The following is a 16,436-nucleotide window of genomic DNA, read 5'->3' on the forward strand; positions in this document are numbered from 1 at the left end:
GGAAATATGTCTAAAATCCGTTCGATGAGTTTAACTACTCGCATCATGATTGGTATGGTTCTTGGTGTTGCAGTAGGCTTTATATTTCAGGCTATATTAGCTGGTGAAGACGATTACCTAATCCCTCTTGGGTTATTCTCTTTGCCAATTAAAGCCTTTTTTGTTGATGGCCTTTTCCATGTAGGTGGACAAATATTTATAGCTAGCTTAAAAATGCTAGTTGTTCCCCTCGTCTTTGTGTCGCTTGTGTGCGGTACTTGTAGTTTAAGCGATCCTAAAAAATTAGGTCGTTTAGGTGGAAAATCGATTAGTCTATATTTGGTTACCACAGCGATCGCAATCACAGTAGCAATTTCACTGGCGTTACTATTTAACCCAGGTGAAGGGATTGGGCTACCTTCGCAAGCAAGCTACGACGCAAAAGAAGCGCCTACTTTAGCTCGCGTTATTATTGATATGTTCCCAACCAATCCATTTGAAGCAATGGCCAAAGGAAATATGCTACAAGTTATTGTGTTTGCTTTATTATTTGGTATTGCAATGGCACTTAGCGGTAAAGCAGGCAAACGTGTAGCAACAGTATTTGAAGACTTGAACACCGTTATCTTAAAACTAGTTACTTTATTAATGAATATTGCTCCTTACGGCGTATTTTTCTTAATGGCTAAGTTATTTACTACCATCGAACTTAACTTAATTGTGAGCTTAGCTAAGTACTTTGGCGTGGTTGTTTTAGCCCTGTTATTACATGCATTCGTAAACTACACTCTTCTGCTAAAAATACTTACAGGCCTAAACCCGCTTACTTTCTTAGCTAAAATGAAACACACCTGTTTATTTGCTTTTAGTACCTCAAGTTCCAGCGCAACTATGCCTATCACCCTTGAGACTGCAACGAAGAAGCTAGGGGCTAATAACTCTGTCGCTTCATTTACTATACCTTTAGGCGCAACCATTAATATGGATGGCACTGCAATTATGCAAGGTGTGGCTACGGTATTTATTGCTCAAGTATTTAGTGTTGATTTAACTATTTCTGATTACTTAATGGTAATACTAACAGCAACGCTTGCCTCGGTTGGCACAGCGGGTGTTCCTGGCGTTGGTTTAATTATGCTGGCCATGGTACTTAACCAAGTAGGCTTACCTGTTGAAGGAATCGCAATTATAATAGGTGTTGATAGACTACTTGATATGACCCGAACCGCAGTAAATGTAACAGGCGACTGTATGGTAACCTGTGTTGTGGCTAAAAGTGAGGGTGAACTAGATGAAAGTATTTTCAACGACCCTAATGCAGCTAAAGATTTAGAAGACTATCACAAGTCAATTGACTAACAGCTTCTATCTTAAGTTATAAAAAAAAGCCTTGCTACTTCATTAAGTAACAAGGCTTTTTTATTATGTATAAGCTATGAAATTATTAAGGGTTTAACATCTTAAATTTTGACATTAAACTCACTCCTGCCTTATTCACACCATGGCTGAGCCCTATTGCAAGCTTATCACTTAGCCCTTTTTTAATTTTATATTGCACCTTGTATATTTGATGCTGATGTTGCTGCTCTAGTAAGGCATCATCACTGGTTTTAATGGTATCAACTAAGCCTTTTTCAATCGCTTGGGTTGCAAACCAATGTTCACCCGTTGCCACTAAGTCCATATTCAAACTGGGGCGCTGTGTGCTCACAAAGGTTTTAAATAACACATGGGTTTGCTCTATCTCTTCGCGAAATTTTTCACGGGCTTTATCGGTATTTTCACCAAAAAGTGTTAGCGTACGTTTAAATTCGCCCGCCGTAATTTGTTCAAAATCAACATCATTTTTCTTCAAGATTTTATTAAAGTTTGGAATTTGTGCAATCACACCAATAGAGCCAACAATTGCAAACGGCGCGGCAATAATATGATCTGCTACACAGGCCATCATGTAGCCACCACTAGCAGCAACTTTGTCTATTGATACGGTTAACTCAATACCAGCTGACTTAAAACGTTGTAGTTGTGATGCAGCTAACCCGTAGCCATGTACCACGCCACCACCACTTTCAAGACGAACTAGCACTTTATCTTTTTTAGGGTCCGCGATTGAAATAATCGCAGTCACTTCTTCGCGCAAACTTTCTACTTCATGCGCATCCATACTACCATTAAAATCAATAACGTAGAGTCGTGATTTAGGCTCATCTTTTTCAGCTTTTTTTTGCTCTAGTTTTTGTTGCTTTTGATAGGCTTTTAACTCTTTTTTACCTAGCGTATTATTTAAAAAACTTTCTTTTATATTGGTAAGTTGCTCCGATAAATCATCAATTTCAATCTCACCTTTTTTTGCTTTTGGCTTAACAGCCGAGCTTACAATTAAGGTTAAAATGACAGCGATAGCTATAACAAAGGTAATGGTTTTAGCAAAAAACAAACCGTACTCGTATAAAAATTCCAACTGTGTTCTCCGTTTATAAATTTCAGTCAATTTAGCATGCTTTAAAGCAAAAAAAAGCCACTTAACAGTGGCTTTTTAGACTTAATTGAGTGGTTGGCTACTAATTGGTCACAATATCAGTATCTGATACAGATAATAAACGTCCACGTGATACTAGGTAAGTTGCAATTTGCAATTGCATTTCTGCATTTGCTGCTGCGCTACCCGCTACTGTAGTCGACTGTCTTTCATCTTGCGCCGGTGTTAACACAGAGCCATGATGACCTGTGTTAAATTTAACTAAATAGCTAGAGCCCATCTCTGTTGGCGCTTGAGATGTACTCACAGTTTCTAACCCCATAAAGTTAGCTAGAGGAACAGTACCTGCAATTGGATTGCTGGCAGTCATCGGCGGAATAACTTGGTCTGGCTTGTTATTCTCTGTGCCATCACCTACCACAACATTCATGTAAACAGGTGTTTCTAGTGCTTTAACTGTTGCAGCATAGTTAGTAGGATCGCCACTATCTAATGCTGTTTGTGCTGCAAATACAAACTGCGTCATTACGCCCTTTATATTAGCTAGTTTATCAGTTTCACCCGCCATAGTTAGCGATGCTGCAAACTCATTAAAGCCACAGCTCAAGAAGTCCTGCATGTCTGGTAACAAAGCACCACAGTTTGATAAAGCATCAGCGTTTAAGAATGCATTAAACTCATCAGCTTCAGCAGTTCCTGCTTGAGAAAGCACAGAACCTTGAATAAATGGTCCAAATGCTGCTGATTCTAACAAGAAGCTAGCAATACCACCGCCGCCGCTTGCTAATGCTACAGCGTTAACCTTAAATAATGGATCTACTTGTTCGGCTAATGGGCTATTCGTTTGTGCAATAAATGCAGGTGCTACAATTGAGCCTAGTGAATGGCCAATGTAAGATACATCAGTAGAATTTAGTGAACTGTCACCACTGAAATTTAAGCCTAAACGTAGACCAAGTAAGTCAGCACTTGACTGGCGTAAACTATCTCTGGCGACCAGTAAAGAGCTCAAGTTCATGTAGCTAAGTACAGAGCCAGTTGTTGCGTTAAAATCATCGTTACCGTCTACATCAACATCTACACCACGCTCACCATGACGAGGATGATCAATTGCAACTGTGGCAAAACCCTGTAATGAAAGCTGCGCTGTTAGTGTCAACATGCTTTCTTTTTGCGTGGTAATACCATGTTGCATAATAACTACAGGCCAACCACCTGCTGGCATAGCAGTAAATGGCTCTAAACCTAAACCTGAACGGTATGCATTAACAACCGGTAAAATTGGCTTGGTAATTTGTACTGGCACATTCGCCATGCTTTGCATTTTAGGAAGTGAGTTATATTTAGTTAAGTGTTTAGTACTATCAAGCCCTAAATCACGAAGCTGTCCATCACTCAAAGCAGCACACATTGCATCGTTAGTGCTAATGGGATCGGTTGGGAACGCTTCACCAGCTTGCGCTTTGTAACCTAAAATAGCAACGGCACTGTCACACATACCTTGCCAGTAAGTATCATTTAGATCACTGATCTCTTTACCCGTAGGTGTACCTAAATACATAGGTAGCTGGATGCTGCCTTTTTGATATTGTGCAACTTGGAATATATCGGGCACGGTAACACCCTGCAATGCAAAAGCTTGTTGTACGTTAGCCATTGGCTGAGTTGGAATTTGCAACGCAGGCGTTGGAATTGTTGGCTCTGTTAGGCTTGCTGCTAAAACCTTTTTAATCGTGCCAAGCACTGGTCCTGCTGATTGCATTGTCATGGCAGCAGAAAAAATAATATCGTCTTTGGTAATATCACCAGAGCTAACCACTACGTTTTCGTAGCTATTAACAGCCCCTTGCAGCGCAAGTTGTGATGGCGTTACTAAAGGCGCTTCTTGTTTAACAGTGGCATAAGTTGAAGATGGTTCAATCGAGCGACCTTCTGAATCTTTCAGTCCAGTCGTTAACACATTAATGTATGAACTTCCGGCTTTAAAAGGCTTAAGTGGAACAATAGCTACTGCGTCACCAGAAGCTTGGGTTACAAAATCCACGCCAAAGGTCAATTCGCCTACTAATTTACATGCTGCACCGGCTGGTGCTTGCGAACATTCGGCATCAGTTAGGCTTGCACCCATGATAACTTCAAAAATACGTACAGAGCCTGGTGAAGCTGCAGACGTTTCATCAAGGCTAATGCCCGGTGGAAAGGTTAGATCAATTTTGAATGGCACTTGAGTAGACCAGCCATCAAGTGCTCCTATTGCTAGTTGCGGATCTGCATAGGCAGTTCTAGGGATAGAAACATTTTCGCTATTTAACTCCCCTGGAATATTTATAGTACCATCGAGGGTGCCACTCATTAATAAATCATTAGGAACCGAAATAACACCATTTGCAGGGTCAAATTTTACCGTCGCTTTAGGAATAACTGTAACTGAATTTTTTTTAACATCTTCTAACGTTTCTCCGCCGCCACAGCCTGCTAATGCAGCTGCAACTGAGAGCGAGAGTAGCATTTTTTTCATAGTGTTCTCCGCACAAATCTTATTTTTATAGTGTGTTTATAGTCAGTGTAATTAAGTTAATTTAATGTAGCTAGTATATTAATGAGACATTAGACCAGTTAAATCTAACTTAAAGTTTCTGGTTTCGCCACCTAAATTTGCAATAAATTCGATTACTTGTCGATTTGCTATGTTAAAATCAATAAAAATTTAAACATTGGTACTTTTATGCATACCTATCAAGCAACTGAAAACGCACTTAAAGACAAAATAATTTTGATCACAGGCGCAGGTGATGGGATTGGCCGTGTCGCAGCTATTACCTATGCAAAACATGGTGCAACCGTTATTTTATTAGGAAAAACAACTAATAAATTAGAATGTGTGTATGACGAAATCATTAATGCTGGCTACCCGCAGCCCGCTATTGTGCCTATGGACATAAAAGGTGCAACTAAACAAAACTATCGTGATTTAGCTGCAACTATCGAGAGCCAATTTGGCCGCTTAGATGGACTATTAAATAACGCAGGTATTTTAGGTACTTTAGGGCCGTTAGAACATTTTTGTTCATCAACATTTGAAAATGTGATGAAAGTAAACGTCACCGCACAAGCGATGATCACTAAAGCACTATTCCCTGTAATGCGAAAGTCAAAGAATGCCTCTGTAGTATTTACTTCTTCGGGTGTGGGTCGCAAAGGAAGAGAGTTTTGGGGACCTTATGCAATTTCTAAATTTGCAGTAGAAGGTATGATGCAAACATGGGCGTGTGAAGTTGAAAAAACGCCAATCCGTGTTAACTGTATTAACCCAGGCGCAACCCGTACATCAATGCGTGCAAGCGCATTCCCGGGCGAAGATCGAGATTTACTCGCGACACCTGAAGATCTAATGCCAACTTATCTGTACTTAATGAGCGATGACTCAAAAGATATCAATGGCCAATCGTTAGACGCACAAGTTAAAAAATAATATTTAGTTTTAAACGTAAAAAAGCCGCTATAAAAAGCGGCTTTATTGTTTTTTTAGTAGCGTAATTACTTACGTTTAGTCGGTTTTACACGTTGATTGTGCTTTTTAACCGCCTTACGAATTTGATTTATTTTAGCGCGCTTATCTTTACGTTTTTCAGGGATAACCGACAGCTTAGTTTGCGTTTCTTTACCAAGTTTAACTGTTTTACGTAAGTAGTTAACTGTGTCTAAATCGTACTCAATCCAACCACCTTGTGGTACACGCTTATCAAGCTCTAATTTACCGTAGCGTATACGAATTAGGCGTGATACTTCCACATCTTGTGATTGCCATAGACGACGAACTTCGCGATTACGACCTTCATTAAGTGTTACGTTGTACCAGCGGTTAATTCCTTCACCGCCCATAGGCTTTATGCCGGTAAATTTAGCCGGACCATCTTCAAGCTCTACACCGCGAAGTAAGTTTTTCATCGTTTCGTCAGTCACTTCACCAAATACACGAGCGGAATATTCGCGCTCAACTTCGTAACTCGGGTGCATTAAGCGATTCGCTAATTCACCGTCATTGGTAAAAAGCATTAGCCCTGACGTATTCACATCTAATCGCCCTACCGCTATCCAGCGGTCACCATCAATACGGGGTAAACGATCAAATACAGTTCTACGCCCTTCAGGATCTTTACGGGTGCTTAGTTCACCTTCAGGCTTGTTATACATAATCACACGACAAATTCTGTCAGCTTTTTCTTCAATTTTAACAGTGTGACCGTCCACACGAATTAAATCGGTTTCTTCAACCCTGTCACCTAATTTCGCCACTTTACCATTTACACTCACGCGGTTAGCGTCGATGTATTTTTCCATTTCACGGCGTGAACCTACCCCTGCACGGGCTAGGACTTTTTGTAACTTTTCACCTTGTATACTCATTTGGATTGTTCTCTCACAGAAGGATCACTTAATAACTGGGTAATTTTACTTTGCTGTTGCTCTGGCAATGCGGGTAAATCATGAAGTCCCGTTATCGAAAAATAATCTAAAAATTGTTTAGTCGTTGCATAAAGTGCCGGTTTACCGGGTACTTCTTTATGCCCAACTACTTTAACCCACTCTCTTTCAAGCAGAGTTTTAATAATATTTGAGCCAGTTGCTACACCCCGTACTTGCTCAATTTCACCACGAGTAATGGGTTGCTTATAGGCAATTAGCGACAGGGTTTCGAGTAAAGCTCTCGAGTACTTAGGCGCACGTTCTTGCCATAAATTACTCAACCATGGGCTTAAACTACTGCACGCTTGAAAACGATAGCCACTTCCTACCTCAACTAAACGTATTCCACGTGTCTGATAGTGAATTTGAATGGCCTCTACAGCATCATTAATGCGCGCCATAGAAATTGCTAAGTCGTTTAAAACCGTGTCCTTAAGATGACGTTTTGATACGGGCTTGTCTGCCACGAAAATCGCCGCTTCAATGATTTCAATTAATTGTTCATCACTAATTCGCCGACCAACCATAATCACTCTAAAGTTAATAAAAACACACAGCCACCTATTATGACAGAACAACGGCAAACTAGGAAAACATATTAATAAAATAACATTTTATAGGTATAAAAAAAGCCAGTGAAAAACACTGGCTTGGTATCAAGTGTATTTAATAATATGATTTAGCTATTTTTAAATTGCTCAAGTGCATCGTCTTCTGCAACAGAATCACCATGCTTTTGGATATAGCTATTAAACTCTTTCATACTTACTCGTTTATCTTTATTGCTGTCCATGTAGCCAAAGTGATTTGAAATATCATCATCGTCAGCTTCAGTAACTGAAATAAAGCCGTTGCTGTCATTATCTAAGCTTTTGAAGTCATTTTCTATTTTATCAAACTTCGCAATATCAGCCTTAAATGCAGACTCACTTACTTCACTATCAGTTGCAACTTTACCAGCATTTAGCTGCATGTAAGCGTCATATTCAGTACGACTTATTTGATTATCTATATTTGTATCTATATTTGAAAAGTGTTGCCAAATACTATCATCGTCAGCTTCAGTTTTTGAGATAAAACCATCGCTATCGTTATCTAAGCTTGCAAAATCACTGTCGATTTTTTCTAGACCCTGATTTGAAGAACATGCAGCTAAGCTCAATGCGGCTAAAATAGTAGAAGCTATCGTTAATTTTTTCATAAGACGTATCCTTGTAAATTAATAAATTTCAATTTAAATAATACAAATACGATGCCAGAATTATAATTCAATAAAAACAATAACTTAAAAACAACACTCTTGTGAAGCGATATTCGACAATGCAATTTTTGCAAACTACTGTGGTAATTTTTGCAAAAAAAAGCTCGGTAAGAACCGAGCTGTTTATATCAAATACGGCAATTTAGATTGCAGCGTCTTGGTAACGCTTTACAAAATCAGTTACGTTTTGGCCATTACACTTTAATGTGTTTAAGTTACCAATTTGCTTACGTACTGGTTGTAAGCCTTGCTTTAATGCAGTCATACATAACTGTGTTTCTTGATGTGAATCTTTTGCAAATACTTCAACTTTAGATGAAGCAACTTGAACCGCTGATTCTTTTTTAGCTATATCTCGGATATCTTGACCATTACATAGGATACTTTTTGAATAACGCGATAAGTACATACCATGCTTTGCAGCCATTTTACGTGCAGCTGAAAAACCTTCATTGGCGCTTACTACACACAAGTTAGACTCTAATTTGTTGTCTTTGCTAAAGTATGTATTGCTTTGTGCAGAAGCAGTAACAGAAACAAAAAGAGAGGCAGCTAAAAGTAATTGAGTTTTCATCAGGGGTAGTCCTATTTGAACGAGTTAAACAAACGATTTCTGCGCATTATATAGACAACTTTTAACATATCAATTGAATATTTTATTTATTTTGTTATTTAATAATGCATTTACAATGTTTAAACATTAAGCAGTAATTGAGCAACAATTGTGCAGTTATTTTCTCATTTGGGTCATGTTATGTCGCTCTAAATGCTGATACAATTTAGCTAACAATGAAAATAAATTTGAAGGTTAACTTTATGAAAGTGATTTCTTTTAATATCAATGGCCTGCGCGCTCGTCTACACCAGTTACAAGCTATTATTGATAAACACCAGCCAGATATTATCGGTCTTCAAGAGATCAAGGTACACGATGAAGCGTTTCCGCTAGATGATGTACAAAATATGGGTTACCACGTTTATTTTCATGGGCAAAAAGCCCATTACGGTGTGGCAATGTTATGCAAAAAAGAGCCTAAATCGGTATTAAAAGGCTTCACTACTGACACCGATGAGTCGCAAAAGCGGATGATTAGCGTCACTGTAGAGCAAGAGAATGGCCGTGACTTACATGTAATGAATGGCTATTTCCCACAAGGCGATAACATTAATCACGAAACTAAGTTCCCGTATAAACGTCAATTTTATCAAGATTTAATGACCCATCTAAATAGCCATTTCACTCCTGACCAAGATGTAATTGTTATGGGTGATATTAATATCTCCCCTACCAATTTAGATATTGGTATTGGTGAAGTAAACGCAAAACGGTGGTTAAAAACGGGTAAATGTTCATTTCAACCCGTTGAACGTGAGTGGCTTGCTACCTTATTAAATTGGGGCTTTAAAGACACCTTTAGAGAACAAAACCCAGAAATTAACGACCAATATTCTTGGTTTGACTATCGTTCAAAAGGATTTGTTGATAACCGCGGCCTACGAATTGATGTGGTACTAGCAACGCATGATTTAGCAGCTCGCTGTATCGACACAGGCATAGATTATGAATTGCGCGCTATCGATAAACCATCAGATCATGCGCCTATTTGGTCAGAGTTTAGTTAATAATTATGTTGAGCGCGCAATTACAAGGGTTACTGTGGATTGTTGTCATCGTTATCGGCTTTTTAAGCGTTAACAAATCAACATACAGTAATTTATTTAATACCCCAGCAAGACAATCAGGTGTGTTTGCCTGTGCACTGGTACTCGCTTTGTTATGGCGTATAAAGGCCGGTATTTTACCCGGTCTCGATCTGCATATTTTAGGCATTACCGCAGTTACCCTAACATTAGGTTGGCGTCTTGCTATATTAAGTTGTGTACTCGCAACAGCGCTTTTAACTGCTTTTGGACAAATAACACCTGAATTAGTCGCATTAAAACTCATCATTAGTGCCTTTATACCGGTGTTATTCAGCTATTTAGTTTTTATCGTGTGTTATCACTATTTAGCACGGCATTTTTTTATCTATATATTTGTTTGTAGCTTTTTAACAGCGGGTGTCGTTGCCTGTATTAACATTATACTCGGTGGAGCTTTTTATTACGCAATAGGTGAATATAGTTGGCATCAGCTGAGCGAGAATTATATTTACCTAAGTCCTATTTTGGCCTTTCCTGAAGCTATGCTAAACGGTATGGCAATCACTGTACTGATCACCTATCGCCCACATTGGGTAAAAACTTTTTTTGATAAGGACTATTTAGGCTCATGAGTCTTCATTACCATTGCCCTATTTGTAAACAGCCACTGGCACTCAATGATAAAACATTGAGATGCGATAACAATCACAGCTTTGATTTTGCCAAAGAAGGCTACGTAAACTTACTCCCTGTGCAAAACAAAAACTCTAAACAGCCTGGCGATTCGCTGGAAATGGTGCAAGCTAGGCGCTCATTTTTAGAACAAGGTTATTATGGCTTTTTACAAACGGCTCTAGCCAATATCGTTAAGCCACTTAATGCTGAAATAGTGATTGATTTGGGGTGTGGTGAAGGGTTTTATACTCACGCTATTGCTAACAACAGCCAGGCTAGCGTATACGGTGTGGATATATCAAAGTCGGCAGTAAAATATGCGGCAAAACGTTACAAACAATGCCATTTTAGTGTTGCTTCAATTAGCCAAGCGCCTTTTGATGATCACCTTGCTGACGTTTTGGTTAGTGTATTTGCGCCTTTATTTGACAGTGAACTTGCACGTCTGGTCAAAGATAATGGTTGCTTAATTGTGGCAAGCCCAGGCCCAACTCATTTGAAAGAACTAAAAGATTATATTTATAGCAACGTAAACGAGCACACACAAATAACAGCACCTGCGGGCTTTGAAAATACATCGCAACAATTAATAACAGAGCAGGTATCGCTTACATTTAACGATGTTAAGAACTTAATTATGATGACGCCATTTGCGTGGAAATTTAGACCAGAACATTGGCAAGCACTTGAGCAAAAACAACAGCATAGCGTCACATTGTCATTTTACATTACGCAATTTACTAAAACTGCTCTTTAGTAAACGTTTTATCCATTTTATCGAACATATCTTTTAGTAATTCGGCAAGCTCCAAATAGCGGGGCTTGTTTTTCCCCATTTGCGCGTCGTAACCGTTAGCAACCATTTTTGCAAATAACTCGTTATACCATTGCTGCATAGCAGGCTCTAATTCAGTTTGCGCACGTTTACCCAACCATAAAAGCCCTTGTAATGGCAACGAGATAAAAAACAGACTACTAGCAATCGCTTGGGGCAGAAAATCTGAGCCTAAATAATTAATCTGAAAAAACAGGGTCAGCATGGCTAATATTGGCATTACTGTGATTGCAAGCTCAGTGGCTCTGATCACTTTAAATTCTGCAAATAATGGCGCGACCTCTTTACGCATTGGCCATGTTTTAGCATAAGAACGCCCTAATTGAACTTGCGATATCACACTTTTTTGCATTAATAAATCCTCATAGTCTCGGTTTGTAACATTTCAACAAACGTAATACTTATAAAAGTGTAACACAATTATAGCTGCTTTCACTTTATCGGTAAAAATGCTTAATTTCATTAGTAAAACTCACAAAAAGCATAAATTATCGAAAGAATCTCACAAAGCTCTTTTAATAAAGTCTACTACACTTTAGTCTAGGCTTATCTAAGCCACAAAGGCTTATACATCAACCAAGTGTACTGATTAATACTTAAATGGAAAATGAATCTATGCCAACACTCCCAAATAATCCGAACCATGTTTTGGTACTCAATTGTGGAAGCTCAAGTCTAAAGTTTGCAATTATTGATGCAAACACAGGAAACGACATTATATCAGGTTTAGCTGAGCGCCTAGGTGATAATGCTCCCTCAATTAAATATAAGTTTCAGGGAGAAAAAACCACTATTAAGCTTGCTGCTAACCAAGCACATGCCCAAGCAATTGATACGCTGGTTGATTTAATAAAAGATCACAATTTAGACGATCAATTAGTAGCTGTGGGCCATCGCGTAGTACATGGTGGCGAGCACTTTACTCAATCAGTTTTAATTGACGATAACGTCATTGCAGGTATTACCCAAGCAGCCACACTAGCCCCTTTACATGGTCAAGCTAATTTACTAGGTATTTCATCAGCACAAGCATCATTTAAAGATTTACCACAAATAGCCGTGTTTGATACCGCATTTCATCAAACTATGGATGAGGTTGCTTATCTATATGCCCTTCCTTATCAACTTTATAAGGACTTTGGGGTTAGACGCTATGGGTTTCATGGCACTAGCCATTTTTATGTAGCAGGTCAAACCGCTAAAATGCTGGCTTTACCTGTTGAAGAAAGTAACTTTATTAGCGCCCACTTAGGCAATGGCTGCTCGGTGTGTGCAATCAAAAACGGTAAAAGTGTCGATACCAGCATGGGCTTAACCCCGCTTGAAGGACTTGTAATGGGTACCCGTTGTGGTGACATTGACCCAGGGTTATTTAACTTTTTAACTACGCAGCTTGATTACACTGCGCAGCAAATTGATGACCTGCTAAATCAAAAGAGTGGCCTATTAGGAATAAGCGAGTTATCAAACGATTGCCGTACTATTGAAGAGGCTGCTATTGCTGGCAACTCGCAAGCCATGCTGGCACTTAATATGTTTTGCTACCGCTTAGCAAAACAAATAGCCGCCTACATGGTACCGCTGCAAAAATTAGATGCGCTTATTTTTACCGGTGGGATTGGCGAGAATTCGGATATTATTCGCGAAAAAGTACTTACACAGTTAGCCTTTTTAGGTATCAATTTAGACCCTCAAGCAAACCTTGATGCAAGGTTTGGCCAAGCTGGATTAATTAGCGCTGCAAATTCAACAAGCAAAGCGGTGGTTATGCCTACCAACGAAGAATGGGTTATTGCACTCGACGCCGCAAACATCACCAAGGAGTTATAATATGGCTCGTCGTATTATGTTGGTACCTATCTCTACAGGGGTAGGTTTAACCTCAGTATCAGTTGGTTTAGTAAGAGCGCTGGAACAAAAGACGGTTAAGGTTAATTTTTTCAAACCTATCGCCCAGCCGCGTGCAGGTGAAACAGGCCCTGAAAAATCGACCCAAATTGTCACTCAAGGCTCACCAATTAAGCCGCCAACACCGTTTGCGCTCGATTACGCAGAGCAAATGATTGGTGATGGTAAAGGTGATGATTTATTAGAAGAAATTGTTGAGCGTTTTCAAAGTAAAATAAATGATGACGAAGTGGCTATAATCGAAGGAATGGTGCCAACTCGTCGCCAACCTTATGCAGGACGCATAAACCGTGAAATTGCACAAACCTTAGGGGCCGATATCGTATTTGTGCTTACCCCTGGGAATTACAGTATTACCCAGATTGAAGATCGCCTTGAAATTGCTGCTGGAAATTACGGTGGCATAGATCACCCTCGTGTGCTGGGTTGTATTTTCAATAAAGTAAATGCCCCTCTAGATGAAGAAGGTCGTGCTCGCGCTGATTTAGTCGATACTTACAAGCCAGAAGCGCTTGATAACGAGCTTAACCGCCTGGCCTCTTTACCTATTTTTAGAAAAAATCCTTTTATGTTACTTGGTGCCATTCCGTGGGATTTTGAGCTGGTAGCGCCGCGCGTTAAAGATTTAAGTGCCTATTTAAAAGCCACTATTATTAACGAAGGTGACATGGTACATCGTCGACTAAGACGCATTACTTTTTGCGCCCGCACGGTATCAAATATTCTAAATTATTTTACCCCAGGTGCGTTATTGGTCACCCCAGGCGATCGTTCAGATATATTGGTTGCAGCCTGCTTGTCTGCCATGAATGGTACTAAACTAGGCGCTATTTTGCTCACCGGTGGCTTTGAGCCTGAGCCGCGCATCATGGCGCTGTGCGAACAAGCCATGCAAACAGGGCTGCCTATTTTAGCAACCGAAGGCGACACTTGGCGCACCTCGTTATTACTGCATAACTTTAACCTAGAAGTGCCAAGCGATGATGAACAGCGCATTGAAAAGGTAAAAGATCATAACGCAGAGTATATAGATTCTGATTGGTTAGATACCTTAGCTAAAAGTGTGGGGAAAACCCGAAAACTATCCCCTCCTGCCTTTAGGTATTTATTGACTGAAAAAGCTCGTAAAGCCGAAAAAACAATTGTATTGCCTGAAGGTAACGAACCTAGAACCATTAAAGCAGCCGCTATTTGTGGCCAGCGTGGCATTGCTAAAACAATTTTATTAGGTGATCGTGATGAAATATTGCGTATAGCCGAGCAGCAAGGCATTGAGCTTAACGAGCATGTAACTGTAATTGAGCCAAGCAGTATCATAAATGACTACGTGGCACCTATGGTGGAAATCCGTAAGAATAAAGGTCTTACCGAGGTAGTCGCCCAAGAGCAACTACAAGATCACGTGGTACTTGGCACCATGATGCTAGAGCAAGGTAAAGTCGATGGTCTGGTATCGGGTGCGGTAAACACCACTGCCAATACCATTCGCCCACCGTTACAGTTAATCAAAACCGCGCCAGGTTCATCATTAGTGTCATCTGTGTTCTTTATGCTATTACCGGATCAGGTTCTAGTTTATGGTGATTGCGCTATTAATCCCGATCCTAATGCCGAACAACTAGCCGACATTGCAATTCAATCTGCCGACTCAGCAGCAGCATTTGGTATTGAACCTCGCGTAGCCATGATAAGTTACAGTACTGGTGATTCAGGCAGTGGGGCTGATGTAGAAAAAGTGCGAGCGGCAACTAAACTGGCCCAGCAAAAGCGCCCAGATCTAATTATAGATGGACCACTACAGTATGATGCGGCAATTATGGAAAGTGTAGCGATTAAAAAGGCACCTAACAGCCCTGTTGCAGGTAAAGCAACGGTGTTTATATTCCCTGATTTAAATACTGGCAACACCACCTATAAAGCGGTACAACGAAGCGCTGATTTGATCAGTATCGGTCCGATGCTGCAAGGGATGCGTAAACCAGTTAACGACTTAAGCCGTGGCGCATTAGTTGACGACATAGTGTATACCATTGCTTTAACTGCCATTCAAGCAGCGCAAGCTGAGACACTTAATTAACCCCTTTAACTAACATGTCCTTTTTATAGCCTAGCCATTTTTTAATTACTTATTAATAGGTTAGGCTATTTATACCTTACAACCCCCAAGCTTATCCACAGAAATTGTGGACAATTATTTTTTAATTAATAAAAACTTTAACAACGGCTCAGTTTGGGCCTTTAACTTAGATTCAATACTCTATACTATAAAGCTATTATCTTGCTGCTATGGATGGGTTTTATGTCAAAACAAACACTACAATTACACAGCACTGTTTTATCAATTCATAGTTTAGCGCTTGATGCCGACATCCCTCCTGCCCTGTTAAAGCAACCATTATTTTTTATTTCAAAAACGCACGATGAACTCTCGGTCGTTTGCCCTGATGACTTTATAATTGATAGCCAAGATACAGAATCGAATTGGCAAGCATTAGAAGTAATTGGCCCATTAGGATTTTCGTTAACCGGTATTATGGCAAATATTTCAGGAGTATTAGCAAGAGCTGGCGTGTCAATTTTTTCAATTTCAACCTATGACACCGACTATATCTTAGTAAAAAAGCAAACAGTCAACAAAGCGATGGCTGCTCTTAGAGCCGATGGCTACAATGTGGTAACTTAATTAATAATGAAATCTGAAGACGTTAGCTATTTAACTAAAAATAAAATTGGCCGAAGCGCGATACAAATAACTAGCCCATTCAGTGGCAAAGTTATGCAGATGGACGCGCATCCTGAAGCTTTTTTCCGCTTTGGAACTTTGGGGCCAGGGATTATTGTCAGCTTAACCAGCCATAAAGTGTTAGCGCCATTTAATGGCACTTTATTGCAAGTTAAAAGCGGCGGGTGCGAGTTTATTTTAAAAGCTAAAAATGGCTTAAAAGTATTAATAAACTTAGCCGTACCTGATTCTCAAACTCTCACGCATACTCATATTGCTCAGCTTAATGGCAGCAAAATAACCAAAGGACAGCGCCTCGCTTACTTTGATTTGCGTGAACTCGATGCGCCTATTTTAGCTAGCCTTATCATACTCAATGGCCACGACTTAGGCACTTTTCATTATTCTCACCCGCAGGTCAATGCTGGTGTAGATACCTTATTAACTATTATCAAAAAGAAGTAGG

General features: G+C 39.8%; 16 protein-coding genes. 9 read left to right on the forward strand and 7 right to left on the reverse strand.

Translation table 11 applies throughout. The features are described 5' to 3' along the window. Positions 1-6: 6 nt before the first annotated feature. Complete coding sequence (locus ACZ5WS_RS12550; RefSeq protein ID WP_178955935.1) at positions 7-1,338, forward strand: dicarboxylate/amino acid:cation symporter; 1,332 nt, start codon at positions 7-9, stop codon at positions 1,336-1,338. A gap of 85 nt (positions 1,339-1,423) precedes the next feature. Here ACZ5WS_RS12550 and sohB read toward each other — a convergent pair whose 3' ends face one another. Both sohB and ACZ5WS_RS12560 read right to left on the reverse strand, forming a co-directional pair. Next, positions 1,424-2,440 carry a protease SohB gene (gene sohB / locus ACZ5WS_RS12555; RefSeq protein WP_464708822.1) on the reverse strand — a complete coding sequence of 339 codons (1,017 nt, stop codon included), beginning with the start codon at positions 2,438-2,440 and terminating at the stop codon, positions 1,424-1,426. Positions 2,441-2,540: 100 nt separating this feature from the next. After that, a complete protein-coding gene (locus tag ACZ5WS_RS12560) occupies positions 2,541-4,976 on the reverse strand; it encodes a VolA/Pla-1 family phospholipase (RefSeq protein ID WP_464708824.1) in 2,436 nt (811 codons plus the stop codon). A 207-nt stretch (positions 4,977-5,183) separates the two neighbouring features. On the opposite strand from ACZ5WS_RS12560, the gene ACZ5WS_RS12565 reads away from it, so the two are divergent. After that, on the forward strand, positions 5,184-5,930 hold the full coding sequence (locus tag ACZ5WS_RS12565) for a YciK family oxidoreductase (protein WP_138604870.1): 747 nt from the start codon (positions 5,184-5,186) through the stop codon (positions 5,928-5,930). A 65-nt stretch (positions 5,931-5,995) separates the two neighbouring features. Here the strand turns inward: ACZ5WS_RS12565 and rluB are convergent, their stop codons facing one another. From rluB to ACZ5WS_RS12585, 4 genes are all read right to left on the reverse strand, one after another. Then, positions 5,996-6,865, reverse strand: coding sequence for a 23S rRNA pseudouridine(2605) synthase RluB (gene rluB, locus ACZ5WS_RS12570; protein WP_008110001.1), 870 nt, complete (start codon positions 6,863-6,865; stop codon positions 5,996-5,998). Next, positions 6,862-7,452: an SMC-Scp complex subunit ScpB gene (gene scpB / locus ACZ5WS_RS12575; RefSeq protein WP_464708827.1), complete on the reverse strand. Its 591-nt coding sequence runs from the start codon at positions 7,450-7,452 to the stop codon at positions 6,862-6,864. Before scpB ends, rluB begins: the two co-directional genes overlap by 4 nt. A gap of 152 nt (positions 7,453-7,604) precedes the next feature. Then, the gene (locus ACZ5WS_RS12580; RefSeq protein WP_464708829.1) at positions 7,605-8,126 is read right to left on the reverse strand and encodes an EF-hand domain-containing protein; all 522 of its coding nucleotides are present in this window, start codon (positions 8,124-8,126) and stop codon (positions 7,605-7,607) included. A 202-nt stretch (positions 8,127-8,328) separates the two neighbouring features. Next, positions 8,329-8,760, reverse strand: coding sequence for an exonuclease III (locus tag ACZ5WS_RS12585; protein WP_138604873.1), 432 nt, complete (start codon positions 8,758-8,760; stop codon positions 8,329-8,331). Positions 8,761-9,002: 242 nt separating this feature from the next. On the opposite strand from ACZ5WS_RS12585, the gene xthA reads away from it, so the two are divergent. From xthA to rlmA, 3 genes are read left to right on the forward strand one after another with little or no spacing between them, the layout of a single operon-like run. After that, complete coding sequence (xthA, locus tag ACZ5WS_RS12590) at positions 9,003-9,809, forward strand: exodeoxyribonuclease III (RefSeq protein WP_464708831.1); 807 nt, start codon at positions 9,003-9,005, stop codon at positions 9,807-9,809. Between the two features lie 5 nt (positions 9,810-9,814). Continuing rightward, complete coding sequence (locus ACZ5WS_RS12595; RefSeq protein ID WP_138604875.1) at positions 9,815-10,462, forward strand: energy-coupling factor ABC transporter permease; 648 nt, start codon at positions 9,815-9,817, stop codon at positions 10,460-10,462. Continuing rightward, positions 10,459-11,262, forward strand: a complete 804-nt coding sequence (gene rlmA, locus ACZ5WS_RS12600) for a 23S rRNA (guanine(745)-N(1))-methyltransferase (RefSeq protein WP_290171048.1) — start codon at positions 10,459-10,461, stop codon at positions 11,260-11,262. Before ACZ5WS_RS12595 ends, rlmA begins: the two co-directional genes overlap by 4 nt. On the opposite strand, the gene yfbV is transcribed toward rlmA, so the two are convergent. Then, positions 11,246-11,692, reverse strand: a complete 447-nt coding sequence (gene yfbV, locus ACZ5WS_RS12605; protein WP_138604877.1) for a terminus macrodomain insulation protein YfbV — start codon at positions 11,690-11,692, stop codon at positions 11,246-11,248. The genes rlmA and yfbV overlap by 17 nt on opposite strands. A 263-nt stretch (positions 11,693-11,955) precedes the next feature. Here yfbV and ACZ5WS_RS12610 point away from each other — a divergent pair, with 263 nt between their 5' ends. From ACZ5WS_RS12610 to ACZ5WS_RS12625, 4 genes are all read left to right on the forward strand, one after another. Next, a complete protein-coding gene (locus ACZ5WS_RS12610) occupies positions 11,956-13,170 on the forward strand; it encodes an acetate kinase (RefSeq protein WP_464708834.1) in 1,215 nt (404 codons plus the stop codon). A 1-nt stretch (position 13,171) separates the two neighbouring features. Beyond that, complete coding sequence (pta, locus tag ACZ5WS_RS12615) at positions 13,172-15,325, forward strand: phosphate acetyltransferase (protein WP_464708837.1); 2,154 nt, start codon at positions 13,172-13,174, stop codon at positions 15,323-15,325. A gap of 222 nt (positions 15,326-15,547) precedes the next feature. After that, positions 15,548-15,931, forward strand: a complete 384-nt coding sequence (locus ACZ5WS_RS12620; RefSeq protein ID WP_010389757.1) for an ACT domain-containing protein — start codon at positions 15,548-15,550, stop codon at positions 15,929-15,931. A gap of 6 nt (positions 15,932-15,937) precedes the next feature. Next, positions 15,938-16,435: a PTS glucose transporter subunit IIA gene (locus tag ACZ5WS_RS12625; protein WP_008110014.1), complete on the forward strand. Its 498-nt coding sequence runs from the start codon at positions 15,938-15,940 to the stop codon at positions 16,433-16,435. Position 16,436: the final 1 nt, after the last annotated feature.

It is taken from the genome of Pseudoalteromonas sp. 11L1, from assembly GCF_055397545.1.

Bases quoted from the DNA above. Each gene is read 5' to 3' on its own strand.
- ACZ5WS_RS12550 (WP_178955935.1), top strand. From the start codon at position 7: ATGTCTAAAATCCGTTCGATGAGTTTAACTACTCGCATCATGATTGGT.
- ACZ5WS_RS12560 (WP_464708824.1), bottom strand. From the start codon at position 4,976: ATGAAAAAAATGCTACTCTCGCTCTCAGTTGCAGCTGCATTAGCAGGC.
- ACZ5WS_RS12565 (WP_138604870.1), top strand. From the start codon at position 5,184: ATGCATACCTATCAAGCAACTGAAAACGCACTTAAAGACAAAATAATT.
- rluB (WP_008110001.1), bottom strand. From the start codon at position 6,865: ATGAGTATACAAGGTGAAAAGTTACAAAAAGTCCTAGCCCGTGCAGGG.
- scpB (WP_464708827.1), bottom strand. From the start codon at position 7,452: ATGGTTGGTCGGCGAATTAGTGATGAACAATTAATTGAAATCATTGAA.
- ACZ5WS_RS12580 (WP_464708829.1), bottom strand. From the start codon at position 8,126: ATGAAAAAATTAACGATAGCTTCTACTATTTTAGCCGCATTGAGCTTA.
- ACZ5WS_RS12585 (WP_138604873.1), bottom strand. From the start codon at position 8,760: ATGAAAACTCAATTACTTTTAGCTGCCTCTCTTTTTGTTTCTGTTACT.
- xthA (WP_464708831.1), top strand. From the start codon at position 9,003: ATGAAAGTGATTTCTTTTAATATCAATGGCCTGCGCGCTCGTCTACAC.
- ACZ5WS_RS12595 (WP_138604875.1), top strand. From the start codon at position 9,815: ATGTTGAGCGCGCAATTACAAGGGTTACTGTGGATTGTTGTCATCGTT.
- rlmA (WP_290171048.1), top strand. From the start codon at position 10,459: ATGAGTCTTCATTACCATTGCCCTATTTGTAAACAGCCACTGGCACTC.
- yfbV (WP_138604877.1), bottom strand. From the start codon at position 11,692: ATGCAAAAAAGTGTGATATCGCAAGTTCAATTAGGGCGTTCTTATGCT.
- ACZ5WS_RS12610 (WP_464708834.1), top strand. From the start codon at position 11,956: ATGCCAACACTCCCAAATAATCCGAACCATGTTTTGGTACTCAATTGT.
- pta (WP_464708837.1), top strand. From the start codon at position 13,172: ATGGCTCGTCGTATTATGTTGGTACCTATCTCTACAGGGGTAGGTTTA.
- ACZ5WS_RS12620 (WP_010389757.1), top strand. From the start codon at position 15,548: ATGTCAAAACAAACACTACAATTACACAGCACTGTTTTATCAATTCAT.
- ACZ5WS_RS12625 (WP_008110014.1), top strand. From the start codon at position 15,938: ATGAAATCTGAAGACGTTAGCTATTTAACTAAAAATAAAATTGGCCGA.